The 24,091-nt window shown below is 71.1% G+C and carries 16 protein-coding genes and 1 pseudogene; 8 read left to right on the top strand and 9 right to left on the bottom strand.

Translation table 11 applies throughout. The features are described 5' to 3' along the window. Positions 1-24: 24 nt before the first annotated feature. Entirely contained in the window at positions 25-1,419 is a 1,395-nt protein-coding gene (locus WMF45_RS48745) for a pyridoxal-phosphate dependent enzyme (protein ID WP_437719662.1), read from the bottom strand. 170 nt (positions 1,420-1,589) lie between these two features. Here WMF45_RS48745 and WMF45_RS48740 point away from each other — a divergent pair, with 170 nt between their 5' ends. Then, positions 1,590-2,078, top strand: a complete 489-nt coding sequence (locus WMF45_RS48740) for an SDR family NAD(P)-dependent oxidoreductase (protein ID WP_437714000.1) — start codon at positions 1,590-1,592, stop codon at positions 2,076-2,078. Continuing rightward, a complete protein-coding gene (locus WMF45_RS48735) occupies positions 2,078-2,200 on the top strand; it encodes a hypothetical protein (RefSeq protein WP_437713998.1) in 123 nt (40 codons plus the stop codon). Before WMF45_RS48740 ends, WMF45_RS48735 begins: the two co-directional genes overlap by 1 nt. Positions 2,201-2,380: 180 nt before the next feature. Here the strand turns inward: WMF45_RS48735 and WMF45_RS48730 are convergent, their stop codons facing one another. The 3 genes from WMF45_RS48730 to WMF45_RS48720 form a co-directional block, all read right to left on the bottom strand. Then, a complete protein-coding gene (locus tag WMF45_RS48730; protein WP_437713996.1) occupies positions 2,381-4,111 on the bottom strand; it encodes a helix-hairpin-helix domain-containing protein in 1,731 nt (576 codons plus the stop codon). A gap of 161 nt (positions 4,112-4,272) precedes the next feature. Next, complete coding sequence (locus tag WMF45_RS48725) at positions 4,273-6,132, bottom strand: hypothetical protein (RefSeq protein WP_437713994.1); 1,860 nt, start codon at positions 6,130-6,132, stop codon at positions 4,273-4,275. A gap of 297 nt (positions 6,133-6,429) precedes the next feature. Then, positions 6,430-7,275 carry a helix-turn-helix domain-containing protein gene (locus WMF45_RS48720; protein WP_437713992.1) on the bottom strand — a complete coding sequence of 282 codons (846 nt, stop codon included), beginning with the start codon at positions 7,273-7,275 and terminating at the stop codon, positions 6,430-6,432. A gap of 180 nt (positions 7,276-7,455) precedes the next feature. Between WMF45_RS48720 and WMF45_RS48715 the strand changes: the two genes are divergently transcribed. Continuing rightward, positions 7,456-8,328: an NAD(P)-dependent oxidoreductase gene (locus tag WMF45_RS48715; RefSeq protein ID WP_437713990.1), complete on the top strand. Its 873-nt coding sequence runs from the start codon at positions 7,456-7,458 to the stop codon at positions 8,326-8,328. Positions 8,329-8,435: 107 nt separating this feature from the next. On the opposite strand, the gene WMF45_RS48710 is transcribed toward WMF45_RS48715, so the two are convergent. Beyond that, a complete protein-coding gene (locus tag WMF45_RS48710) occupies positions 8,436-9,524 on the bottom strand; it encodes a formylglycine-generating enzyme family protein (RefSeq protein ID WP_437713988.1) in 1,089 nt (362 codons plus the stop codon). A 459-nt stretch (positions 9,525-9,983) separates the two neighbouring features. On the opposite strand from WMF45_RS48710, the gene WMF45_RS48705 reads away from it, so the two are divergent. From WMF45_RS48705 to WMF45_RS48695, 3 genes are read left to right on the top strand one after another with little or no spacing between them, the layout of a single operon-like run. Further along, positions 9,984-10,499 carry a hypothetical protein gene (locus WMF45_RS48705; RefSeq protein WP_437713986.1) on the top strand — a complete coding sequence of 172 codons (516 nt, stop codon included), beginning with the start codon at positions 9,984-9,986 and terminating at the stop codon, positions 10,497-10,499. Beyond that, positions 10,499-11,221 (top strand): hypothetical protein, encoded by a 723-nt coding sequence (locus WMF45_RS48700; RefSeq protein ID WP_437713984.1) that lies wholly within the window; start codon positions 10,499-10,501, stop codon positions 11,219-11,221. The genes WMF45_RS48705 and WMF45_RS48700 overlap by 1 nt, the downstream gene beginning before the upstream one ends. Then, on the top strand, positions 11,218-12,555 hold the full coding sequence (locus WMF45_RS48695; protein ID WP_437713982.1) for an SLC13 family permease: 1,338 nt from the start codon (positions 11,218-11,220) through the stop codon (positions 12,553-12,555). The genes WMF45_RS48700 and WMF45_RS48695 overlap by 4 nt, the downstream gene beginning before the upstream one ends. A gap of 414 nt (positions 12,556-12,969) precedes the next feature. Here the strand turns inward: WMF45_RS48695 and WMF45_RS48690 are convergent, their stop codons facing one another. After that, a complete protein-coding gene (locus WMF45_RS48690) occupies positions 12,970-13,293 on the bottom strand; it encodes a four helix bundle protein (RefSeq protein ID WP_437713981.1) in 324 nt (107 codons plus the stop codon). 988 nt (positions 13,294-14,281) lie between these two features. On the opposite strand from WMF45_RS48690, the gene WMF45_RS48685 reads away from it, so the two are divergent. Together WMF45_RS48685 and WMF45_RS48680 are read left to right on the top strand one after the other, a co-directional pair. Beyond that, a complete protein-coding gene (locus WMF45_RS48685) occupies positions 14,282-15,307 on the top strand; it encodes a hypothetical protein (RefSeq protein ID WP_437713979.1) in 1,026 nt (341 codons plus the stop codon). Between the two features lie 1,096 nt (positions 15,308-16,403). Continuing rightward, the gene (locus WMF45_RS48680; RefSeq protein WP_437711387.1) at positions 16,404-17,792 is read left to right on the top strand and encodes an IS1380 family transposase; all 1,389 of its coding nucleotides are present in this window, start codon (positions 16,404-16,406) and stop codon (positions 17,790-17,792) included. A 367-nt stretch (positions 17,793-18,159) separates the two neighbouring features. On the opposite strand, the pseudogene WMF45_RS48675 reads toward WMF45_RS48680, so the two are convergent. The 3 genes and pseudogenes from WMF45_RS48675 to WMF45_RS48665 form a co-directional block, all read right to left on the bottom strand. Then, a pseudogene (locus WMF45_RS48675) lies at positions 18,160-18,414 on the bottom strand (IS66 family insertion sequence element accessory protein TnpA); the annotation flags it as partial. A 523-nt stretch (positions 18,415-18,937) separates the two neighbouring features. Beyond that, positions 18,938-20,518, bottom strand: a complete 1,581-nt coding sequence (locus WMF45_RS48670; protein ID WP_437713977.1) for a hypothetical protein — start codon at positions 20,516-20,518, stop codon at positions 18,938-18,940. Next, entirely contained in the window at positions 20,515-23,517 is a 3,003-nt protein-coding gene (locus tag WMF45_RS48665; protein WP_437713975.1) for a hypothetical protein, read from the bottom strand. The genes WMF45_RS48670 and WMF45_RS48665 overlap by 4 nt, the downstream gene beginning before the upstream one ends. Between the last annotated feature and the right edge of the window lie 574 nt (positions 23,518-24,091).

Here is a 24,091-nt window from a genome sequence, read left to right as displayed (position 1 = left end):
GGATCGCCTGCCCGCGCGCGCGGCTCAGACCTCGTGCAGCTTCACCCGGCGTCGCAGGTAGTTGATCAGGTCGATGCGGGTGACCAGCCCGACGAACTCGTCACCATCGGTCACGATCGGCACGAGCCCCGCGTCGAACATCGGAAGGAGCTCCCGGATCGGCGTCCGCACGTCGACCGTCCGGAGCCGCGTCGTCATCGCGGCCTCGACCGACTGGCGGAAACGCGTCACGTCGTCGACGGCCGCGAGAAGGAGGTCGGACTCGTCCAGGATGCCGATGATCTTGCCGTCCTCCAGGACGGGCAGCTGCGACACGTCGTAGAGCTTCATCCTCGCATAGGCCACGAGGAGCGCGTCCGACCGCTGCACCGTGACCACCGCCCTGTCGGCGTGACGGCGCGTGATCACGTCGCGCAGATCCCCTGTCGGCGCGCGGTCGGTGAAGCCCTGATCGGCCATCCAGAAATCGTTGTACATCTTCGACAGGTACTTGTTGCCGCTGTCGCAGACGAGGGTGCAGACGCGCTTAGGCGACGACTGCTCGCGGCAATAACGCAGGGCCGCCGCGAGCAGCGTCCCGGACGACGAGCCGGCGAGGATGCCCGTCCTGGAGAGCAGCAGCCGCGCCGTCTCCAGGCTCTCCCTGTCGGAGATCGTGTAAGCGCGCTTGACATGGGAGAGGTCGAGGATGGGAGGGAGGAAGTCCTCCCCGATGCCCTCCACGAGCCACGAGCCCGCCTTGCCGAGGTTGCCGGTCTTGACGTAGCCCGCCAGCACCGAGCCCTCCGGATCGGCGAGCACCATCTCGCAGCGCGGCTGCGCCCTGGCGAAGTAGCGCGAGAGCCCTGTCATGGTGCCGCCGGAGCCGACGCCGCACACCATCGCGTCGATCCTTCGATCGAGCTGCGCGTCGATCTCGGGGCCCGTCCCGGTCTCGTGGGCGAGCGCGTTCGCCGGGTTCTCGAACTGGTTCACGTAGAACGCGCCCTCCTCGCGCGCGATGCGGGCCGCGAGGTCCTGGTAATAGCTCGGGTGGCCCTTCTCGACGTCGGAGCGCGTCATCACCACCTGCGCGCCGAGCGCCTTCAGGTGAAACACCTTCTCCTGGCTCATCTTGTCCGGGATCACGAGCGTGAGCCGGTAGCCCTTCTGCGCCGCGACGAGCGCCAGGCCGAGCCCGGTGTTGCCCGCCGTCGCCTCGACCACATGGCGCCGCTCGCCCCCGAGCTGGCCGGCGCGCTCGGCCGCCTCGATCATCGACAGGCCGATGCGATCCTTGATGCTGCCGCCCGGGTTCTGGCTCTCCATCTTGAGGAAGAGCTCGCACGGGCCGGCGTCGAGCTGAGTCACCTGGATCATCGGGGTGTGCCCGATGAGAGCGACGATGTTCTCCGCGGGCGCAGGGGGCGGCAGGGGCATTGGCATGACAGCTCAACGGTCACACGACGCGCACCGTCTGTCGAGGTGTTCGACAGCGGATGACGCGCGTCGACAAGGGCAGCCTTGGAAAACGGAACAACGTCCGCTAGGATGGCCTGCTCCTTGCGGAGCGCGGGGGGGCGCGCCGGATAAAGTAAAGAGGGTTTCTCATGTCTCGACCGCTCACAGGGGCCGTGGCGCTCGTCACGGGCGCCAGCCGCGGCGTCGGCAAGGGAGTCGCGCTCGGGCTCGGCGAGGCAGGGGCCACGGTGTACGTGACCGGGCGGACGGCCGCGGAGGGCGAAGCGGCCATCCCGCTGCCCGGCACCATCGATGGCACGGCCGACGAGGTGACGCGGCTCGGCGGGCGCGGGATCGCCGTCCGCTGCGACCACCGGGACGACGATCAGACCCGGGCCGTCATCGAGCGGATCCGCGCCGAGCAGCACGGGCGGCTCGACGTGCTCGTCAACAACGTCTGGGGTGGATACGAGCACTTCCACGATGGCACCGAGTTCTGGACGGAAGCCGGGTTCTGGGCTGCGCCGTTCTCCCGGTGGGACAAGATGTTCTCCGCGGGCGTGCGGGCCCACTACGTCGCGAGCGCCCTCTCGGCTCCGCTCATGATCGCGCGGGGCCGGCCGCCGATCCGGGCGTGATGCAGAAGAGCGGAGCGGTCCTGATCGCGGCCGAGCTGGCGAGGGAATACGGCTTCACCGACGTGGACGGCGCCCAGCCGAGGTCGATCCGGGAGGCCGACGCCGGCGGCTCCGCGCCGTAGTACCGCGGATCAGAAAGCCTGCCAGGGGTCTTCCTCGAGCGAAGAGAGATTTCAACGCAAAGGCGCAAAGCCGCAAGGGCGCAAAAATGCACAGAAATTGTTCTTTTTGCGGCTTTGCGCCTTTGCGGCTTTGCGTTGAAATCTCTCTCAAGATCCCCGGCGAACCACTGGCTGGAGGAACTAGGCGGCGGGCCGGACGGCCTTCTGGAACGCCGCCAGGCCGCGCGCGTTCAGCACCTCGCCCCGGCGGAGGCCGCCTCGCCGCGCGGTGCCCACGCCGAACCGCAGGTTGTGGAGCGCGCTCGTCGAGTGTGCGTCCGTCGAGATGACGAAGCGGATACCGCGCTTGCGCGCCTCCTTGATCCACCGGGGCTCCATGTCGAGGCGGTACGGGTCGCCGTTCACCTCGACGGCGGCCCTCGACTCGGCCACGGCGTCGAGCACCTCCTCGACGCGGCACGCGAACGGCTCGCGCCGCTGGATGAGCCGGCCGAGCGCGTGCCCCCAGATCTTGAAGACAGGCAGCCGCATGGCGCTGACGAGCCTGCGCGTCATCTGGTCCGCGTCCATCTTCATGCGCGAGTGGATGCTCGCGATGACCACGTCGAGCTGCTCCAGGATCGCGTCCGGATAATCGAGCTTCCCCGACTCGAGGATATCCGACTCGGTGCCCCGGAGGAGCTTCACGCTCACGCGCTCCTGGACGCGGGCGATCTCGTCCCACTGATGCTTCAGCCTGTCGAGGCCGACGCCGTTCGCGTAATGGGCGGCGGGCGAGTGATCGGTGATGGTGAGGTATTTCATCCCCATCGCCTCGGCCTCGAGGGCCATCTCCTCGATCGTGTTCTTGCCGTCCGAGTACACCGTGTGGCAGTGCACCATCCCCTGGATATCGCCCTCCTCGACGAGCTCGCCCTCGCGGTCCGCCCGCGCCGCGCGCTCGATGGCAGCGACGATGTCCTCCGCGCTCTCGCGGAGCTCGGGCGCGATGTACGGGACGCCGAGGTGCTCGTAGAGGTCCTCTTCCGTCTTCACGGAGAGGCGCTTCTTGCCCCGCCGGAGCCCTCTCTCGTCGAGCGTGAGCCCCAGCTCGCGCGCGAGCGCGCCGAGCGCCGAGAGGTACTCGGGCGCCCCCGTCCGGTGGTGAAGCGCTGCCGCGTAGTCCCGGGGCGGCACGCAGAGGAGCTCGCCGCGCAGGCCGCCCGAGAGCCTCACCGTGCAACGCGCGTCGCCGCGCTCCTCGACCTCGGCGACCCGCGGGGACCGGACGAAGCAGTCGATCACCTGCGCGGCGTCGTCCGCCGCGGCCACGAGGTCGATGCCCGTCACCGTCTCTTCCCAGCGCCGGATCGAGCCCGCGAGATCGGCCTGCTCGGTCGCCTCGCAGCCGCGCACGTGGGCGAGGAGCGGCTCGGCCGCCTCGAGCGCGTCGACGAGCAGGACGCGCTCGTCGCGCGCCTCGTGGAGGGCTATCCCCTCGATCAGGCTCGCCTCGGTCTTCGCCCCGAAGCCCTTCACCGCCCGGACCTTCCCGGCGAGACAGGCCCTCTTCAGCTCTTCCACGCTGCCGATGCCGAGCGCCTCGTGGAGCGCCTTCATCCGCTTGAGGCTCATGCCCGGCACCTGGGCGAGCTCCAGCACGCCGCTGGGCAGCTCGGCGCGGAGCTCCTCGAGCTGCCCGGAGCGCCCCGTCTGGTAGAGCTCGGCGATCTGGGCGGCGAGCGCCGGGCCGATGCCCTTGATGCCGGTGAGCTTCTTGCTCCTGACGAGCGCGCCGAGGTCGTCCGTGAGCTGCTCCAGCGCCTCGGCCCCGGTCTCGTAAGCGCGCGCTCTGAACGGGTTCTCCCCCTTGATCTGGAGGAGCGTGCCCGTCTCGCGGAGGGCGCGGGCGATGTCGAGCTTGTCGAGCATGGATGACGGCAACTCTAGCACTCGCGGGCCGCCGGAGTTCATGCCGCAGGAACCCGTGCAGCGGGGCAGTTTGCCACAGCGTCCTGAGCGTGGCGGAGGTCGAGCGCTGGCTGGCGCCGAACCTCGGCGATGACGCAGCGGCTCGACCTCCGCCGCGAAGGTCACCACGCGCCGGTGACGGGCCGCCAGTAGGAGGAGCCGTAGTACATGGGCGTCGCGTCCTGGGTGTCCCACCCGTTGGCGTTGACGTCCATGTACCATTGCCCATCGCGGAACACGCCGATGCGCGATTGCCGGGTGCCGGTCCAGTCGCCCACGACCGGGATGTCGCCGCGCAGCCCGAGCTGGAGCGTGCGGTCGGCGCTGTCGACGGTGCCATTGCCGTTGTAATCCAGGTACCACCACATCATGCCGTTCGAGAGGACGCGCGCGACGCCGAGCCGCGCCACGCCGCTTCCATCCCAGCTCCCCACGACGGGGATGTCCCCGGGCGCGCCCCACCACGTCACCCGATCACCGCCGTCGTGGAGCCCGTTGCCGTTGATGTCGAGCACCCACATGCCATCGCGGAAGATGCCAATGCGCGCCTGGCCGGTGCCGGTCCAGTCGCCCACGACCGGCGTGTCGCCGCGCTGCCCGAACTGGTACACGCGGTCACCGCCGTCGATGGCGCCACTGCCGTTGTAGTCCAGGTACCACGACATTCCGCCCTCCGGGAGGACGCGCGCGACGCCGAGGTACGCGGTGCCGCTGCCGTCCCACCTCCCCGCGACCGGGATGTCGCCCGCCGCTCCCCACCAGGCGCTCCGATCGGTGGATTGGTATCCCACCGCGCCGGTGTCGAGCACCCACTGACCCTCGTGAAACAGCCCGATGCGTGTCGACAGAGACCGCTGCTCGAAGGGGAGCGGCCCGCTCGGGCAGAGCTCGCGGGGCTGCTTCTGGGAGCCGATCCAGCGATTCCAGACCACCGTCTTCAGCCCCTCGGTGGGCGAACCGTTCCACTCGAAGCTCACCCAGCCCCAGCCCTTGGCGTACCAGTGGACCTCGTCGCCGGTCTTGACGCCGATGGAGTCGACCGTCCCGACGTCCCCGCCCCAGGATTTGTTCTTCACGAGCTTGACGGTGTAATCGAACCCGGTGGTGTTGTTCCTGTCGTCGCTCGCCCGGTTCGACCAGTGGCACCGCTGCGGATCGCTCCCCGTCTGGAACCCGATGATCTGCACGCTGGTGGACCACGATTCGCCGTCGCGCATGCTGCGCCTGGCCCGCGTGTGCACCCCGTACCGGTGCGTCGTGGGGCTGACCGCGTCATACGAGTCGAAGGGCCCCCGATCGCTGGCGGGCCAGGTCGTGTCCCGCTCGAGCCAGACGGTATTTCCGTCGAACCCGAAGCGCTCGAACTTGCTCCCGTCGTTGGAGGGCGAATTGGCGCCTTTCACGTAATAGAAATGGCCGCCCGGCTGCTCCACGAAGGAGACGATGCTGCCGTCGTCGCCGAGCAGCGTGCCTCCATGGGTGTTGCGCATGTAATCGAGCGCGTCGAAGGTCGGCGCGGAGCAGGCCCTGTCGTGCGCGTACCAGCCGTTGTTCCAGTCGTCGATGGTGGCGCAGCCGCCGCTCGGGACGCCGCAGGCGCCGCGATCGATCGCGCTCGCATAGTTGCAGGCGTTCTCCGTGGTGGGGAGGCAAGGGCACGAGCGCGGCACCTCGCAAGCGCTGTTGTACGCGTACCAGCCGTTGTTCCAGTCGTCGATGGTGGCGCAGCCGCCGCTCGGGAGCCCGCAGGCGACGCGGTCGGCCGAGGTGTAGTTGCACGCGTTGGTGGTGTTCGTGAAGCAGGCGCAGCGCGACGCATCGAGCGCGGACGCGGCCGCGGTGACGGGTTCGTCGTTTTCCTCGGCTTCCTCGGCCCCGGCGGAGCAGGCGGAGAGCGCGACCGTCGCGGCGAAGGTCGCGATCGAGCCGGTGAGGAGAGAGCGCGAAAGCAAGCCGAACAGATGAGAAGGAATGGCACGCATGGAAGTCTCCTGGTTTCGCGGAGGACGACGGCTCCCACGCGGAGTGCCGTTTCCTGCCCGCCTGTCGGCCGGACGGGAGAGCACCGCGCATGCCAGGGCCCTCCCGCGCGAATCAGGCGCTGAATCGCGCGCTGAATCGCGGGCCAATCACCGATTCGCGGGGGGAAATGGGTGGGGGCGCGCTGACCAGTGGTCGCCGCGCCCCTCCTCCGCGCCGTCTCCTCGACCAGCGCCGGGCCGCGGGTGGCGCCGAGAGACTCCGGGCGGGGGCCGTGCTGGTACCGCTGCATCCGCGCGTCAGCGCGCGCTGGCTGCCACCTTTGCCGGCGTCACGCCGAGGACGCGGCGCATGCACCTCGCCATGTGGCTCTGGTGCGCGAACCCGGCCTCGATCGCCACCTGGCTGGCGGGCAGGTCGCCGCGCAGGAGCAGCGCCTTCGCGCGCTCCACCCGGCGCTGGATCACGTACTCGTGCACCGGCACGCCGGTCGACCGCTTGAACAGCGTCTTGAGGTGGGACGCGCTGACCCCGGCGACGCCGGCCAGCCGATCGAGCGACAGGTCGTGATCGAGGTGCTCCTCGATGTACTCCGTCACGCGCCGCAGCTGCGGCGCAGACAGCCCTCGCCGCAGGCGGCCCGGCGCCTTGTAACGGCCGAGCAGGTGCGCGGCGAGCGCGACGCCAAGGCTCTCCCTGTAGAGAAGCCCTGTCGGATCGCCGGCCCTGCGCTCGGCGTCGAGCGCCCAGGCGATGTGCTCGATCTGCGGGTCTCTGATCTGGTGGCGTGGCTCCAGGCCGGCTTTGTCGGGGTCGAGCCCCATGTCCGCCGCGACCCGGCGCAGCAGCGAAGGGGACAGCGACAGGATGAGCGAGGTGCCCGCGTCGTCCTCCTGCCAGACGTCCGAGGCGCCGGCGGGGATCAGGTCCACGTCGCCGCGCGTGTAGACGAACCGATCGGCGCGGCAGGCCCCGCGTACCGGCGCGCCCGCATGGATCTTCACCCGATGATCCTGAGAGGCCTCGAGCGCGATCACGCCGGGCTGGGTCGAGTGAACGCCGACATGTACCCCGACGTACGGGCGCGGCGCGCCCGCGGGCGGCTCCAGTCGGAGGGGAGCTCGGGTGTGTCCGATGACCTGCATCCCCGTTAGTATCCACCGCCGCCGCGCGGCGCGCCACGGGGCGGCTCCGCGCTCGCCGCCGTCGGAATGTGCTCTCCGGGCGTCCGATCGTGCGCGACGGCCCGGGGCGCAGGCCCCTACCTTGGCCGGCACGAAGGCGCGCCCGTCACCGGCAGACGGGCCGCAAACGAAGGAGCTCACATGCTTGAAGTCACGGTCATCGGTCTGGGTCTCATGGGCACCGCGCTCGCTCGGGGATTGCTCCGCGGCGGCGCTCGCGTCACCGTCTGGAACCGCTCCATCGCGAAGGCCGCGCCGCTCGTCGCGGAGGGAGCGGTGCTGGCCCCGAGCGCGGCCGCAGCGGCGCAGGCGAGCGGGATCGTGATCACCTGCATCACCGACTACCGCGCGACGTACGGCGTGCTGGAGGGGCGCGACGTTGTCTCCTCCCTCGCCGGCAAGGTGCTCGTCCAGCTCAGCACGGGCAGCCCCGAGGACGCGCGTACCCTCGAAGCGTGGGCGAAGCAGCGCGGCATCGACTACCTCGACGGCGCCATCCTGGCCACCCCGAGCCAGATGGGGAAGCCGGAGAGCAGCATCCTCGTCTCGGGCTCGGGCTCTGCCTACGAGAAGAGCAAGCCGCTGCTCGAGAGCATGGCCGGGACCGTGAGCTACCTCGGGGAGAAGGTCGGCTGGGCGGCGGCCATGGACCTGGCGTTCCTGTCGCACCTGTTCGCGGGGCTCCTCGGCTTCTACCACGGCGCCCGCATCTGCGAGGCCGAAGGGATCCGCGTGGCCGACTTCGGGGCCATGGCCGCCGTCGTCGCTCCGGCCATCGGTGGGATGGTCAAGCACGACGCGGACTCCATCCAGTCCGGAGCGTACGAGGCCTCGGAGGCCACGCTGGAGATCTGCGCGCAGGCCGTCGAGCTCATCCAGCGGCAGGCGCGGGAAGCGAGGATCAACGCCGAGCTCCCGGCGTTCGCCGCGGCGCTCTTCAGGAAGGGAGTCGCCGCGGGCTTCGGGGCGGAGTCGCCCGCCGCGCTCATCAAGGTGCTTCGCGAGAGCGCTTGATGCTGGCGATCCGCGCGCATGCGGGCAGAGGAGCCCCGAGGCGCGCCTCTTCAGGAATACGAACGTGAGCCCTCCGCGAAGCTGCCGGCGAGGGCCGCGCGGAGGGCTCACGGCCCTGGCAGGTCGCGCGCGCACATCGCCGATACATAGTAGTGGCGGCCATCGGTCTCGTAGGGCGCGCGGTAGGTCGTCGTCTGCCGGTATCCGGCGGCGACGAAGCTCCCGCCGTGCGTGACGCGCAGGGCAGCGTGGTTGTCCAGGCGGGAGCAATCGGCGCACGGCACGAGCGGGCGGTCGTCGTCGGCGGCGTCGCGCGTGACCTTGTAGGCCTCGCCGGCGAGATCGAGCTGGCCCCAGCGCCCCGCTCCCCTGGGAAAGGAGCCGACGGGCGCGAGATCGTCCGTCGTGCAGTGGATGAGGCTCCACGGGGGAAACGCGTCCTCGCAGGGCAGCGACGTCGAGCCTTCCCCCTGGCAACAGAAGGCCGCGTCCTCGGAGGTGATGGGGGAAGAGCCCCACGGATACAGCCGTTGCTCGTCGCCGCCGGCAGCGGCGTAGTTCATCTCGGCCTGGGTCGGCAGGCGCCCGCCGTCCCACGCGCAGAACGCGAACAGCTCGAGCCATGTCGCGCACACGATGGGTTTGTCCTCGTTCGCGGCCGGAGCGTCGGTCCACGTCGGCCAGCCGTAAGGATCGCAGACGAGCGCTTGCTTCATCGCGGCCGTGGTCGCCGGGAGCATGGTGTTCCAGGCCGGGTCCCACCCGCTGTCCGGGATCTTCGGGTGCGCCCCCGCGCCGGCCGGCGGCGGGCTCAGCTGCGTCGGGCCGCCTGTCTCTTCCAGGTAGCGGCGAAACCGCCCGACCGTGACCATGTACTTGTCGAGGTGGAAGCTGCTCACGCTCGCCGGATACCGCGGATCGTTGAGCCGGTTGAACGTCCCGCCGGGCACGAGCAGGCTGGCGCAGCAGTCGTCGTCATGGCCGAGCCCGCAACGGTCGTCGGCGCCGGGCGTGACGCCGGCGCAGCTAGGCGGAGGCGCGTGCGCGCGGTCGCGCCCGGCCCCGGCGTGAACGGAAGCCTCCACGTCCGGCTCCGCTGCGCCGCCGCTGTACGCGTGGCTGGATCCCACGATGGTCGCGAGGGTGTAGAGGGCGAGGAGGGCCGCAAGCGGCTGTCGAGGCGTTCGCGTGGCCATTTGAGCGCTTAGGTGCGAGCGCCGCCGCTCTGGTTGTGCGACATCGCGTCGCGACGCGGGGGCGAGCGCCGGAGCCAGGCCAGCACGAGGCGGCTCGAGCGCCCCGGGGCACAGGAAACAGCGTATGCCTCCTCCTCACTTTCCTGGCTTCCTGCGATATCGTCGGAGCGCGAGGCAGGCGCCCTCGAAGCGGCTGGATCCGCTGGCCCATGGCCATCTCCGCATATCAGGAACCCAGCCACGATCTCCGCTCGGCGGAGCGGAACAACCAGACGACGCGAGGATATCAAGGGGTGAATCGCCGCGCTCACCTCAGGTGACCGCAGGCCCCTCGTGCGGTGGTGGGATTCGAGCTCGCACGGGCTGCGGAACAGGAACACCTCGCGCGTCCGCAGGGGCGCTGGCGCGAGATCAGGCCTGGATCCAGGCCCTTCCGGGCAGCTACGCTGAAGTGCCCTCATGCCTCCGCCCCGACCGCCTCGCGACCCCGGCCATCGCTACCCTTCATTGCCCTCGTCCGTGGTGTCCGCGTTCATCCGCCCCGCGAGGCTCGACGCGCTGCTCGCCCCCTGGATGCCCGACGCGGAGGAGCGCGCCTTCGTCGTCCGGTGCATCGTCGGGGAGGGCCCGGTCCATCACCGCGGCGCGAGCTACACGCTGGTCTGCCTGCTCGGTCTGCTGCTCGAGGAGCTCGGCCCGCCGGAGGGCGGCGCGCCGAGCGGCGAGTCGCTGCCCGTCCCGATCCGCCTGCCGCCGCACCTCGCGCGCGACAGCGAGCACGACTACCCGCTGGCCATCCCGCTCGCGCCGCTGACGCGCCTCGCCCCGAAGGGCTCGCCGGAGCTCGCGGCGCTCGTCGACTGCCTCACCGACGGCCCGCCGCACCACGCGCTCGCCAACGCCGCGATGGTCTGCCTGCTCGACGCCCTCTTCGCGCGTGCCGAGCGCGCCCGCGCCGGGACGGAGCCGGCCTGATGGCGCTGCCGCCGGCGCTCGGACAGGCGTTCCGGATGGTGGCCGGCGAGCTGGGCATGCGCTCGGCGGCGCGGCTGTTCCTGCGCGAGCTGATGGGCGAAGGCGGCGCCCCGCTCGCGCGCGAGGCCCGCGACCAGCTCGGGCGCGAGTTCCCCGTCCTCGACTTCGTCGCCGAGCAGTGGCTCTCCGGCGGCGCCGAGGCGCCGCTCGACCCCGCGGGCGTCCTCGACGCGCTCCGCGGCGTGACCCGGCTGCTCGTCGTGGGGCTGGAGGCCGACTGCCTCGACGCGCTCGTGCCGCGGCTCTCCGGCGTCGAGGCGGGCCTCGTCACCGACGCGGGCGGGCTCGACACGGACTTCGGCCGTGTGCTCGCGAACTACGACGGGCTCATCGAGCCGGTGGGTCTGTCCGAGCTCCACCGCTGGGCCGGGCGGAGGAGCGCGCTGCTCACGTTCGTCTACGGCACCGACGGGCACGCGGCGCACGTGAGCCCCTCGTGGCTGCGCGTCTCGGGCCCCGACGTGCGGACCCAGTTCCGCTCGCTGATCGGCTGGGACATCCTCGGCCGGCCCATGACGGTGTACCCGCGCTGGATGGTCGAGACGAGCTCGGCCGATTTCTCGTGCCTCGTCGGGCCGGCCCCGCGCGGCCCCGCGCCCGAGGTCGCCGCCGCCGGCGCGGACGATCCGCGCGCGCTCGCGCCGGCGATCGAGGCGACGTGACGGCCCCCCAGGCCGCGCTCTTCGCCGTCCTGCTCGGCACGCTGCTGCTCCAGGCGCTCCTGCCGTCGCGCCGCGTGCTCATCGTGACGGGCGGCGCGGGCCTCGCCTGCCTCGTGTCGACGCTGCTCGGGGTCGCGACCACGCCGCGCCTGCTCGCCGATGTGCCGTGGGACGTGCTCGTCATCCTCGTGACGCTGGGGCTCCTGTCCCAGCTCTTCGCCGCCTCGCGGCTCTTCGACCGCCTCGCCGTCGCGGCGACGCGGCTGAGCGGCGCCGAGCCCTTCCGTGTCCTCGTGGTGTTCTCGATCGCGATGTACGTCGTGAGCGGCGTCGTCAACAACCTCACGGCGCTCGTGCTCGTCCTGCCGGTGCTGCACGTGCTGCTCAAGCTGATGGGCACGCGCCAGCGGTACGTCTCCTGGCTGCTCGGCCTGCTGCTCGTCGCGTGCAACCTCGGCGGGGCCGCCACGCCGATCGGCGATTTCCCGGCCATCCTGCTGCTCGGCCGGGGCAGCATGACGTTCGGGGGCTACCTCTCGCGCGCCGCCCCGGCGACGCTCTGCGCGCTCGCCGCGCTGCTCCTCGTCGTGCGCGCCGTGGTGCGCCCGGCCGCGGGTGTGCCGCGCGATCCGGTCTCGGCGCGGCTCACGCGCGCGGCCATGGAGGCGCTGCACCGGCGGGTGCGGACCGACCGGCGCCTCCTCGTGCCGGCGGCGGCGTCGCTCGGCGCGATGGTGGTCGCGTGGCTGTTCCTGCCCGCGGAGCTCGGCGTCGGCCCCGAGCTCGTGTGCTGGCTCGGCGCCGGCGCGGCGCTGCTCATGTCGCGCAGGCTCGGCGAGCGGCTCGCGCGGACGGGGCTCGACATCGAGGCGGTGCTCTTCCTGCTCTCGCTCTTCGTGATGGTCGCGGCGGTGCGGCGCACCGGCCTGTTCGAGGAGGTCTCGCGCTCGCTGGCGCAACTCCCGGTCGCCCCGTCGCTGCAGCTCGTCGCGTTCCTCGTCCTCGCCGGCGTGCTCACCGGGCTGTTCTCGGCGGGCCCCAGCATGGCGGCGCTGCTCGACGTGGCCGAGTCGCTCGCCGAGCGGCTGCCCGCGCCCGCCGTGTATGTCGGCCTCGCCCTGTCCGTCTGCGCGGGCAGCTCGCTCTTCCTGACCGCGGCGACGTCGGGCCCGCTCGCGCAGGCGCTCACCGAGCGGGCCGACCTGCGGGACGTCGACGGCAGGCCCATCCGGTTCGGCTTCTTCGATTTCCTGCCGACCGGGCTCCTGAGCTTCGCGATCATCCAGGCCGTGGCGATCGCGTACGCGCTCCTCGCCATCTGGGCGGCGCGATGAGGGCGCCCGCCGGGGGCAGGAGCTGGCTCGCCCATGCGGGAGATGGGTGGCACCCGCGTCCGGGTGAATGCGCCTCGAGCATGAAGACGGGTCGCACCCGTCTCCCGCTGGTCCCCCTCCAGCATGAAGACGCGTCGCCCCCGTCTCCCGCTGGACATGCCTCCAACAAAACACGGGTCGCGGCCGTCTCCCGGTGGACGTGCCTCCAAGGACGTGCCTCCAACAAAACACGGGTCGCACCCGTCTCCTGGTGGACGTGCCTCCAACAAAACCCCAGCGTTGCATAAATACACCTTCCCACAAGGGAAAGGGGCAGCCACTCCCACGGCACGAACGCGTGGTCGTGGTCGTGCGCGTGCACGTGCGCGAGACACGTGGCTATCGGCACATCCTTGTCAGCATGGCGGCGAGGCGTCACAGAAGGCGCTTGCCTTGCTCGACGTCCTTGCTCTGGACGACGCCATGATGCGGCTGACGTCGAGCAGGGCCGCGCACTCCATCGCCGAGCCCCTGGCGATCCCGTGGTAACGCGCCCTGTCGGCAGGGCTCGGCTTGCCGGCACCCTCCGGTGATGTTGAGCAGGATCGACATCGCGGCGCGCTCGAGCTGGAGCCGGAGCTCGCGCCGTTCCTTCGGGATCTCCTCAAGCAGCTGCACGGAGAACGCAAGGAATTCGATGGTAACGCGGTAGGCGTCAAGGTTTTCGTGGTCCAAGAGTGGACGGTCGGTGCTGGACATGCCCGTTACATCGATGGGAAGGTCTCGCGAGTTGCGCGCCTTCGCGCACGACCACGACCATGCGGGACTGGGAGTCTGTGCGGCTTACACCCCAGATCGTTTATGCAGCGTCGATCCTGAGCCTGCTTTCGCTCATTCTTTTTGCGGGAAGAGCGTCTATTCTCTTGGTCTCGCATCGCATCGCGAATCTACGGCGGCGGCGCGGACCTCGCGAGGATGGGGTCTACAGTACGGATACACCAGATGGGACGGAGGTCGCGCCGCGCGCGCCGATATCGGTCCACCTCGACCTCCGCACCCCGCCGTGGGGGCTGCGCGACGCCGCCGTGGGGGCTGCGCCGCGCTCACGCTCAAGACCTTCCGCCCCAGGCGTCACAACGCGCCGAGCAGGCTCAAGGCTCAAGGCCGCGCCGACGTGCGCCTCGACCTCCGATGGTCCGCGCCCAGCTCGGCCGCGACGATGTGCAACCCGCTGCGCTCAAGCTCGAGCTCGGCTTCGGACCGGGGCGAGATTGACAATCCGTAGCCGCAGGGACGCAATCCATGCCCTGAATCACAGTTGACGCCGCCCCTCCGCACACGCATCTGGAAAAACCTGGAGGATGAGCATGCGCCACAGGCTGAAATTGAAGGCGATCCCTGTTCTTATTCCTCTCGGTCTCACGGTGTGGGCGTGCAACTACGACGTGGGCGAGTGCTATCTCAGGGGGACGGAAGGCACAGGGGCCGGAGAACCATACCCACCGGGGTCAGCAGCTACGGGGGACCGGTTCGGGAACAGTGACGACGTGGGGAGCGGCGCCACTGAAGAGATGGCTGGTTGCACTCCAGACAGGTCATGCACAGACATGTACGTCGACTGCCAGGACAAAGGCTATCCATGTAACCGCATCATCGATGACGGCAAATCTCTTTGCGCCATCTGTCGGCGCGACTGCCAGCTCAAAAAGCGATACACGCACGACGAGTGTTATCGATGTGGGTTTGAATGAACACGCCGATCCAGAAGTCCATTCGGGACGCGACGCATGTCGCCTTCGATACACCGACGACAGAGCGCCTGGCACGGCTCGGCGCGGGCAATACGGTGCGTGCGTCCGACTGCCTCATTATCGGACCGAGTCGAATGGATGCCATGGAGCATACTCGGGCGCGTGAGGCATGGTGGTCTTCGGCCGAAGAGCGGGACCGGCTCTATTCATCGGATATCCGCTGGCATCTGCCCGTTGTCCTGTGGGTGTCATCGAGTCTCCACGAGCGAGTCAACCTCTGGAGGGCCTGTAGCTGGTTGCGTCACCTAGGGATCGCGCGTCACAATGTCTTTATCGTCGATTTTGATCCAGTACACCGCTCAGGGATCCCCGAGGAACCGCTGCCTCCGTTCGACTGCTCCGCATCGGTGTCTGATCATCCTGACGAGGTTCTTCTGGAGCGCCTCGACGAGGCGCGCCCCTGGCCACGGGAACGCTACGATCGCGCCATCCGCCTCTGGGAGAGTTACGTCGATACGAATCCATTGCCCTTCGTCGAGAGGTGCATACGTGGCGTCAAAGGGTTTCCAGAGCTCGCTCCCTTGTGGGCGCTTCTCTCCTCCTTCTTTCCAAGAAGGAGCACGAGAGGAGCCATACGCCTCAGTCGATTCGACGAGCTCATCTTGGCTCTTCTGTCGACGGAGTGGCAGACTCCGTTGACCGTGTGCGGCCACAAGTCGCAACTGGGCACCGAGTTATGGGAGTTCCTCGACTGCACGGGCGACCTGTTCCTACCACGCCGACTGGGGCAATGGGCAGATCACGATTCGAGTGCGGTTGTGGAGCGGGCGACGGGACCGAAGCCGGCTGATGGCTACCCGATGTTATCGCTGGTCTATCGGCTCACCGATCGTGGCATGAAGCTCCGAGAAGGACTCGATCGGCTCGCAGATGCACCAAGCCTGCCGATTGCCGGGACCGAGGCGTATTCGACGTCATCTCCATGGGTGGTGCTCGATGATGGACGGCTAGCTCGGTTGTGATGGCCGGTCTGCACCGTCCACTGACAACGGAACGCCCCTCGGGTTGAGTGTTCGTCAATCAACTGGTTGGCGAACGGCCCTCGCCATAGATTCGCAGCGCCGCGACTATGCCGCTTGACCATGGCGGCCGCACCGTGGTGCCCGGCATGCGCTCCGACCTCTACGACCGCAGCGGCGGAGAGGAGCCGAGCTCGCGCCCGCGCGCCTCGTCGCTGGCGCCTCTCCTGTACTCGGCCAGATGGACCACGTCGCCACGCTCGCCCTTTGCCAGCGTCGCTCCTGCACTCGGCCAGGTGGAGAGCCGCTGCACCGAGCTGGCCGACGTTCACCTCGACATCTGCGACGGCCCTGAGCGTGCCCAAGTGGACGACCGCGGCCCTCCGAGTTCGTGCCCGGGGATCTCGACGTCGGCTAGGCGTGGCGCGGCCCCCCGACGCTGTACTGGTGGCGCTGGAAGCTGCGGGCTGACGGGCATCGCAGCCGTCACCGTCGCCATCGACGGGTGCGCCGCGGTGTCACGCGAACGACCGGACGAGCTGCTGCCCGACGCGTGGGAGTGAGCGTCTCTTGCGGCTCCGACTGCTCGCGACGCCGACGTGTCCGAATCGACGTCGCTCCCGAGCCACGTCCCGGGCGAGACCTCCTCGCCGACCCTCGCGTGTCCGCCGGTGTCCGCCCGGACCTTGGGCCAACGCCGGCCCGCGCCCAGCATCTCGACCCCGGCGAGAGCCGCAAGGGGTCGCGCCCATGGGGATATCTGAGTGGTTACCGCTGGCCGACGCGGCGCGCTCGGAGCGCGCACACGGACCGTCGTTGTAGCAGGCAGATCGCCGTGGTAGATGCTTTGCATGCGAGTTTCTGCTGAATGCCCTCTATGCCTGGGCGCGGCGCTGACGCGCAACGCACCTCCTGCCGAGCTCCAACGTCTCTCCCAGGAGCGGGTGGAAGGCTTCATTACGCACGAGCGATCTGCCGCCGTCACCTGCCTGAACGTGGATTTCGCGCCTACGATGCCGGTCCGAGGCGTGAGAAATTCGACGCCGTAAACGGAACGCCTTGAAAGAAAGGCTCGGCGTGGCGACCCGTCCGGGTTGCTATGACCAAACGAAGGCACACGCCGAGCACCTGCAAGGTGCGCCGGCGCGAACTCGGGTTCAAGAGGAAAGGCGACGGGCGGCACCAGGAGCGAATCCGGCGGCCAGACCCATGCAGAATCCACGTCGAACCGACGGAGAAGAACCTGACCGGCGTCGCAGGGCTTGCCCCGTTCGGCGCTTTCATCCGGCAGCTCGGCGTCGACGCGGCCTTGAGGCGCAGGTTCTCCCGGCTGAAGACGGGCCGCTCGGTGATCTACCCGATGGCCGCGCAGATGCGCCTGCTCATGGACAGCGCGCTCGCCGGCGAGGAGCGCGTCTTCGGCATCGAGGCGCTCGCCGTCGATCCGCTCTTCGTACGCCTCGCCGGCGGGGTCGTCCCGAGCATCGACACCGTCTACCGGGACCTGTGCCGCTTCGATGAGGAGGCGGTTGAAGCGCTGCACGGCATGGTCGTCGACCACGGGCTCGCCCTCATTGCGCGGCGAAAGCACCGATTCGTGCACCTCGACGTCGACACGACCGTGGAGCCGCTCTTCGGGATGCAGGAGGGGGCGCTTCCAGGCCCGAACCCGCGATACCACGGCCGGCCGAGCTATCATCCGATCCTGGCGCGCATCGCCGAGGCCGACGCCGTCGTCGGAGCCAAGCTGCGACCGGGTGACACGAGCTTCGGCGAAGCCGATGTGCCTTTCGTCGAGCAGTGCATCGACCGGGCGCGCGCCGCAGCGCCGAGCGCGGCCATCTACGTGCGGATCGACGGAGCGGGGGATTGCAGCGCCTTGATGCACGCCGTCGCCGCGAAGGGATGCTTTTTCCTGACCAAGGCGCGGATGAGCCCCGATCTGGTGGGCATGGTCGCCTACGCCACCGGATGGCGTACCATCGACTGGGATGCCGATGGTCGTCCTCGACGACAGGTCGCCGAGGTCCCCTTCCGGCGCAGCGGTTGGCCGGATGGCGTCCGCGTGATCGCCGTACGAACACGCGATCGGTACAATGGCAAGCAGATCTACCTCTGGGAGGACCTCGACTACACGGTGCAGGTCTTCCTGACCAACGAGCCGGTCGAAGCGCCGGAAGACGTCGCGGCGCGGTATGACCTGCGCGCGGGCATCGAGCCGCTCATCGGCGATCTCAAGCATGGGTGGGGCTGCGGCCGCGTGCCGAGCCACAGCTTCAACGCCAATCATGCCGCGCTGCTGCTGAAGCTCCTGACCGCCAACCTGATGCGCCGGTATGTGCTCGACCATGTTCCGCACCTCGCGAGCTGGCGAACGCCGTGGCTGCGCCGCGCGCTGATCCTCGTCCCGGGAAGGTTGGCCCGGTCGGGTCGGGGCACGACCCTGCACGTGCCAGAGCGCTCGCAGCTCGCTCGCCAGCTCAATTGAGCTTGGAACCAGCCAAAGTCATTGCGGGGGGTAAGGGGGGCGTGTGCCTTCGCGACGCGTTGGGAACGCGCAGTTGTAATTGGCGTCGCATTCGTCGGCGGAACGCCGCTCGCGCGTCGCCGTCGGCACCACTGGTGCCCCGTGGGCGCGAAATCCACGCTGAATGGTCACCGCTTTGGCGTCGTTGTCACCGAGCCAGCATACGCGCTCGTGTTTGAACGCGGTTTGCAGCGGTTGATAGATGGCGAGCTGCGAGATGCCGTGCTGGATGTGTACACTGCTCTCGATATGTATAGCAGCTGCCCCCCGTCCGGCGGCGTACTGCTGGGGCTGCTGCGCGCGGGACCACGCACCGACGGCGGCAGCGTCAGCACGGCGTTTCCTCGGCAGCGAGCGCCAGCACGCGCTCGAGCGTGGCCGGGTCGAAGCCCGGCCGAACCCGAACCACCCACCCGTTGGGCAGCGCGACCTCGATCGGCTCGGCCGCGGCCGGCGACACGTCGGCCACCACGTGCACCGGCAGAAACCGCGGCGCCCCGATCGACGACGACGTCGACTGCGAGGGCCCGTCAGCCCGCAGCTTCCAGCGCCACCAGTACAGCTGCTTCGGCTTGTACCCCTCGCGTCGCGCGAACTAGTCGGCACTCAGCCCGCTCCGCTCCCATCGCTCCACCCGCTCGGCCCACTCCGCCCTCGTCGTCATCGCTTCCTCCTTCGTCGCGATGGCGACACAGGTAGCCGGCGTCGCACGGTTGGTCACGATGCCCTTGGGCGGGTGCTTACGAGCAGCCGGCCGATCGCCTCGTGAACGACCCGGGCCGCCTCCGCATCCCGGAGGGCGACGGCCCGGCTCAAGGTGCCGGCGAGTGAGGCGATCACGGCCGCCCGAGGCGACGGGTCGGCTGGCGCGAGTTCGCCAGGCTCAAACGTCGTGGGTTGGGCCTGCGTTGGGTCGATGCCTTCCGAATGGGTGCGTTCGGTGGTCTGATGCCCCCCAAATCCCGGGCGAAGTGACGGATCGCGACGGTTCGGCACCGCAAATTCGTTCCTCCAACAAAACACGGGTCGCTCCCTCCCCGCGGGCCGTGCAGTTCGGCACGACCTTACGCGCAACGTAGAGAGGGCCTTGGCCGACGCGGAACCAGCTAGTTGCACCCCAGCCGGCACACCATGGCCGCCGTGTAGGAGCACCCGTGGTCGCCCCATATCGTGGAGCTCGGCCCCGTGCACCGGAACGCGCACCCCCGCCCGTCGGCGGTCGCCTCGGCCGTCAGCCGGTATCCCTCGGCGTTGCAGCTCCCCGTCGATGACAGGCAGCTCGCCAGCTGCGGCTCGCACTGCTCGACCACGTAGCCGGCCGGGCACGTCCAGTCCGCGCTCGCCCGGCCGTAGTCCGGCGACCGGCCCGTCTCGGTCGCGATCGGCTCGTGCTTCGAGAAGGTCGGCATCCCCGTCGTGACCTGGAGCGGCACCACGACGGCCCGCTCGCGCGGCACCACCGGGGCGGACGCGTCCTTCGGCTGCACGACGAACGTGTCCCGGCGCGTCTGCCGCTCGCACCCGGCCGTCGCGCCCTCCGGCGTCCACGAGAACGCGAGCTCCGCGCTCCCGTGCGCGGGCACCTCGACGGTGCGCTCGCCGTGGGTCACCCGGACGTCGACCTGCGCCCGGTTCGTGATGAGCGCCTGCGCCGTCCCCGTGGCGCCGTACGGCACCACGCCGAGGTCGACGGGCAGCGGCGCGATCTCCGGCTCGGCGAGCGAGAAGCGGCACACGTCCGCCACCGGGTAGATCGCGTACGCCAGCGGCACCGCCTTCTTGACCTCCATCCGCAGCGCGCCGAACGCCTGCTCGCCTCCCTTCGCGCCCGCGACCGGCGCGCCCTCGACACCCTCGATGGCCAGCTCCCCGACCGAGGTCATCGTCACCCGGCGGTCCCCCGCCTCGAGCCGGGCCTTGAACAGGCCGAGCGCCGTGCCGTGCGCCTCGCCGGCCGTCACGTCCGTCTCGTAGGCGACCATCGCGCCGCGCTTCACGGCCCCGATGAAATGCGTCGCGCGACCGCAGGCGCAGCCGCCGGTCGCCGCCGGCACCACGCTCTCGGTCGGCTCGAAGAACTGCGGATCCTCGTCCGCGACCAGCGCCATCGCGACCAGCCGCAGCCGTCGCCGGTCGAGCGTCCCTCCGGCGCTGAAGTACGCCGGCAGATCGACGTCGGCGCCGACGAGGACCGAGTCGACGGCGATGCCCACGTAGCGGAAGTCGATCGCCCGCTCGCCAGGCGCCGGCGCGGGTGCACCCGGCACTGACGTCGCCGCGGGCGCTGCCGTCGCCGCGGGCGCTGCCGTCGCCGCGGGCGCTGCCGTCGCCGCGGGCGCTGCCGGCTCCGTCTTCGGACGGGCGCAAGCAAGGCCGACCGGCGAGAACGCGCCCGCCGCGCTCCTCGACAGCCCGCGGCCCGGCACCATCGCGCTCGACGTGTCGAGGAGGTAGTCGTGCCGCACGTCGCTGAACGCCCGCGCGGCGGCGAGCAGTGCGCCGGCCTGCGAGCAGCCGCTGTCCTTGCACGCCGGCAGCGCCGCCGCGCCGGCCGGCTTGCGCGGCGGCGGGACCGGCACCTCCGGCGGCCCGGGGCAGCCGAGCGCGGAGGCCAGCGCCCCGAGGAGGAGCCCGCCCGCGCGCAGCGGCGCGGCGCGCCGCCGACGAGCGCGATCTGCGCCGCTCACGGCCATGCGATCGTCATCCACCGGACGCGCCCCGAGCCGCTCACCGCGTCGTCCGCAAAGAACAGCGAGGCGCCGGACCGCCCCGCGAACGCCGGCGACACGTCCTGCGACGCGCCGCCGGTCAGCCACGCCAGCGGCTTCAGGGAGGGCGCCGACACGTCGCCGGGCGCCAGCGTGAAGGCGCTCAGCTCCACCGAGTCCCCCGGGGCCGACGCGAGCACGCCGCGGCAAATTTTGTCGCATGCGAGCGCAAACGACGACACAGCCGCGCCGTCCGGGCCGCTCACCACGACGGGCGGGCCCTGCACCGCTCCGTTGCCGTCGACCCGCACCAGCCGCGCGCGCCCGCCGGCCCCCGCGCTCCCGCCGGCCTCGCCGGCCGGCTCGTCGATCCAGCCGACGAAGAGCCCGCCTTCGAGCGGCGCGAGCACCGGGCTGCGCGAGTGCTCCGAGGATGCATGGAGGCGCGATTCGTCGCCGATCCGCTGCAGCGTCTTCGCGTCGAGCCGCGCGAGGAAGATGTCGCCGCCGGGCTCGTCGCCCTGGCCAGCCGCGCCGCCTCCCGCAGCCGCGCCGCCTCCCGCGGCCGCTCCGCCTCCCGCGACCGCGCCGCCTCCCGCGGCCACGCCGCCGCCAGCGGCCGCGCCGCCGGCCGTGCGCGCGTCGGACCACACGAGCCACACCTCCTGGCCGCGCACCGCGATCTGCACCTCGGCCGCGTCGAGCGGCGCGTTCGTGATGCGCCGGTCCGGCGCCGTCCGGTTCAGCGCGCGGTCCACCCGCGCCGCGTACACCTCGGCATTGCCGTCGCGCGTGTCGATCCACGCGACGATGAAGCCCCCCGCGCCGTCGTAGGCGATCGCCACGTCGGACGCCTCGCTCGCGGCGCCGCCCTGCTTCTTGCGCGGCGCGGTGGTGAGCTTCTTCTGCGCGACCTTCGCGCCCGTCGCGTCGACCTTGGTCAGGTAGACCTGCGTCTCGCCGCGCTCGCGCGCGACCCACGCGATCACGCTCTCGCCCTGCGCCGCGCCCTTCCCCTTCGCGTCAGCCGGGAGCGGCGGCGCCGCCGCGATCGCGACGCCGCCGAGCGACGTCGCCTTCTGCGAGAGGACGCTCAGCTTGCCGAGGCCGCCCGGGGACACGGCGCGCACCGCGAGCGTCGCGGAGACCTCCTGCCCGCGGGGCGCGGCGTCCGACGCGCCCTCGACGAAGTACGTGACCCACGCCGAGAGCGCCGCGCCGCCGTCGAGCTCGACCGCCGCGACCCTGGCGATGGGGTCGCCCTCGGCGAGCGCGCGCACCGCGGTCGCGCGCGGCGGCGGGTCCTTGTCCTCCCGGAACGCGGGCGCGCGCCACGCGCTCTCGCGCACCGGGAGCGACACCAGCGCGAGCGGCGCCCGCGCGCCCGCCGCGCCGCCAGCGCCGCCAGGCTGCGGGCCGGGCGCGGCGCTCGCCAGCGTCGCGCACGCGCCCGCGTGGCACGTCAGCCCGCGCACGAGGTACGGCACGCCGTCCGTCGCCGCGAACGGCGCGGCGCGCACCGGCTCTGCCGCCCGAACCGAGAGATCCGGGCCGAACCGCACGAACGTCGGCCAGACCGGCGGCGCCGCCGCCCCGTCGCGCGCCATCTTGAGCGTGGCGGGCGCGAGCGTCACCGCGGCGAAGCCGTCGCCGTCGGCCGCGATGTCGGGCGGCCCGCTCGCGCTGAAGACGAGCCCCGCCCGCTCCACGCCGAGCGTCCCGTCCGGGCCGACCGACGCGAGGTGGATGAGGCGCCCCGGCCCGCGCGCCCCCACGCCGCCGACCTCGCCGCCGCGGGCGCGCAGCAGGTCCTCCCACGCGAGCAGCGCCCGTCCGCCTCCGCCCTGGGAGGGCGCGACGAGCGACACGAGCGCCTGCTCGCCGGACGGCGGCGTCGCCTGCCGCGGCGCCACCACCACCTTGCCGCCCGGCTCGACCGCCGCGAGGTAGACGGCGCCGTCGATGTCCCGCTCGTCGGTCCAGGTGAGCAGGTAACGCCCACCGAGGGAGGCGATCTCGAGATCGATCTGCGCCGTCGGCTCGGGGCTGACGACCACCGGCGCCGACACCTTCCCGGCCGCGTCGATCTCCAGCAGCGCGACGGTTCCGAGCTTCCCGTCCTCTGCGGCGTCCTCCGCCTTGCGCGCGGGCTTGCCCTCGCCTCGGCCGCGCGGCGCGGCCGGCGGGAGCACGAGGGCGACCGCCGCGCCCCGCTCGGTGGCGACCGCTTGCCACCCGAGCACCTCGCGCGCGACCGACGCGGGCGCCGTCGGCTTGATCGCGGCGCCCTTGCCCTGCGCCACGACCGTCATGACCACGTCGACGCGGTCGACACCGGCGCGGCCCGCGTCGCCCTGGGCCTCGCGCGGCATCTCCCACAGCACGAGCGCGCCCTGCGCGTTCGGGAGCACGTCGAGCCACGAGATCTCCTCGGCCGTCTGCGCGACGAGGCTCGCCGGGGCGCTCGGCTTGCCGGCGGGGTCGAGCGCGAGCACGCGCACCGCGCGGCTCCCCTCGATCTGCTCGATCCAGGCGGCGATGTAGCCCTGCGGCGTGGCCCGCAGCGCGGCGACCGGCACGTCGGCGGCGACCGGCCCCGCGTCCACGGTGTCCCCCCGCGGCGCGCCGTCCGCGCCGAGGAGGCGTGTCCTCCAGCGCCCTCCCGCGGCGTGGAGCAGCAGCGCCTCGTCGCCGCGCCGGGCGAAGTAGGGCGTCGCGTCCTCGTCGTCGAGCTCCGCGATCACGCGGGCCGGCAGGAGCGGCGGCCCTTCCGGCGCCTTCGGCTGCGCGGGCGGCGTCTTCACGACCGGCGCCTGGCGCGCGACGGGGGCCGGCGCTGCGCCGGAGCACCCGAGGGAGAGGGCGAGCGCGGCGCCGAGCAGCGCCGGCGCGCGGCGCCCGAGCGCGGGGCCGGTCAGGCGGCGTGCGTCGCGCCGAGGACCGCGTGGAACCCAGGGGAGAGCGCTGCGGACGAGCATGGCGGCGACCATGCCAGAAGCGAAGAGCCCCCGCTACAGGGCGCCGCGCGCAGGCCACTCCGAGGCTCGGCTGCGCTGGTCGAACGGGCCGATCCGCGGACCGACGGGCCCGGGCGGTAGACTCAAGGAGCGTCCCTTCGAGGAGCGGCAACCCTCGGTAGGAGAGCTGAGCGCGCTCGATGCTCGTGCCGAGGCAGCGCAGCGTGGAGGGCGGGTCGTGCGGCTCGTTCAGAAGGGGGAGCACGACCAGAAGGGGGAGCACGACACCGGCGCCGTCCTTGGCCGGTATCAGGGAGTATTTGCGCCCCATGCGAAGCGCCGGAGTGCCGTTGGTGCCCGGGCCAGAGCGGACTCGGTGTACCGGCGATCTGGGTATCTGGGTAGGGGTCAGGCATTCGCGCCCAGGCGCGGCGCGCCGATTCGTTTGTGGTGAAATGATCTGGCGCGGGTGCGTCAGGGCGGCACCCCCGAATTTCGTTTGATCCGGTGCTGGACACGAGCCGCACCGTTTCCTAGGAACGCGTCGCCCGAGATCGTCCGAGGTCCGCCGCGAAGGACCGGCGTGGAGACGAGC

The organism is Sorangium sp. So ce448, assembly GCF_051520915.1.
Taxonomy (GTDB): domain Bacteria; phylum Myxococcota_A; class Polyangia; order Polyangiales; family Polyangiaceae; genus Sorangium; species Sorangium cellulosum_B.
Note: the sequence above shows the minus strand (reverse complement) of the source record. Positions and strands in the feature narration are given on the sequence as shown.

Excerpts from the sequence above, each read along its gene's own strand:
- WMF45_RS48745 (WP_437719662.1), bottom strand. The coding sequence starts at position 1,419 with ATGCCCCTGCCGCCCCCTGCGCCCGCGGAGAACATCGTCGCTCTCATC.
- WMF45_RS48740 (WP_437714000.1), top strand. The coding sequence starts at position 1,590 with ATGTCTCGACCGCTCACAGGGGCCGTGGCGCTCGTCACGGGCGCCAGC.
- WMF45_RS48735 (WP_437713998.1), top strand. The coding sequence starts at position 2,078 with ATGCAGAAGAGCGGAGCGGTCCTGATCGCGGCCGAGCTGGCGAGGGAA.
- WMF45_RS48730 (WP_437713996.1), bottom strand. The coding sequence starts at position 4,111 with ATGCTCGACAAGCTCGACATCGCCCGCGCCCTCCGCGAGACGGGCACG.
- WMF45_RS48725 (WP_437713994.1), bottom strand. The coding sequence starts at position 6,132 with ATGCGTGCCATTCCTTCTCATCTGTTCGGCTTGCTTTCGCGCTCTCTC.
- WMF45_RS48720 (WP_437713992.1), bottom strand. The coding sequence starts at position 7,275 with ATGCAGGTCATCGGACACACCCGAGCTCCCCTCCGACTGGAGCCGCCC.
- WMF45_RS48715 (WP_437713990.1), top strand. The coding sequence starts at position 7,456 with ATGCTTGAAGTCACGGTCATCGGTCTGGGTCTCATGGGCACCGCGCTC.
- WMF45_RS48710 (WP_437713988.1), bottom strand. The coding sequence starts at position 9,524 with ATGGCCACGCGAACGCCTCGACAGCCGCTTGCGGCCCTCCTCGCCCTC.
- WMF45_RS48705 (WP_437713986.1), top strand. The coding sequence starts at position 9,984 with ATGCCTCCGCCCCGACCGCCTCGCGACCCCGGCCATCGCTACCCTTCA.
- WMF45_RS48700 (WP_437713984.1), top strand. The coding sequence starts at position 10,499 with ATGGCGCTGCCGCCGGCGCTCGGACAGGCGTTCCGGATGGTGGCCGGC.
- WMF45_RS48690 (WP_437713981.1), bottom strand. The coding sequence starts at position 13,293 with ATGTCCAGCACCGACCGTCCACTCTTGGACCACGAAAACCTTGACGCC.
- WMF45_RS48685 (WP_437713979.1), top strand. The coding sequence starts at position 14,282 with ATGAACACGCCGATCCAGAAGTCCATTCGGGACGCGACGCATGTCGCC.
- WMF45_RS48680 (WP_437711387.1), top strand. The coding sequence starts at position 16,404 with ATGACCAAACGAAGGCACACGCCGAGCACCTGCAAGGTGCGCCGGCGC.
- WMF45_RS48665 (WP_437713975.1), bottom strand. The coding sequence starts at position 23,517 with ATGCTCGTCCGCAGCGCTCTCCCCTGGGTTCCACGCGGTCCTCGGCGC.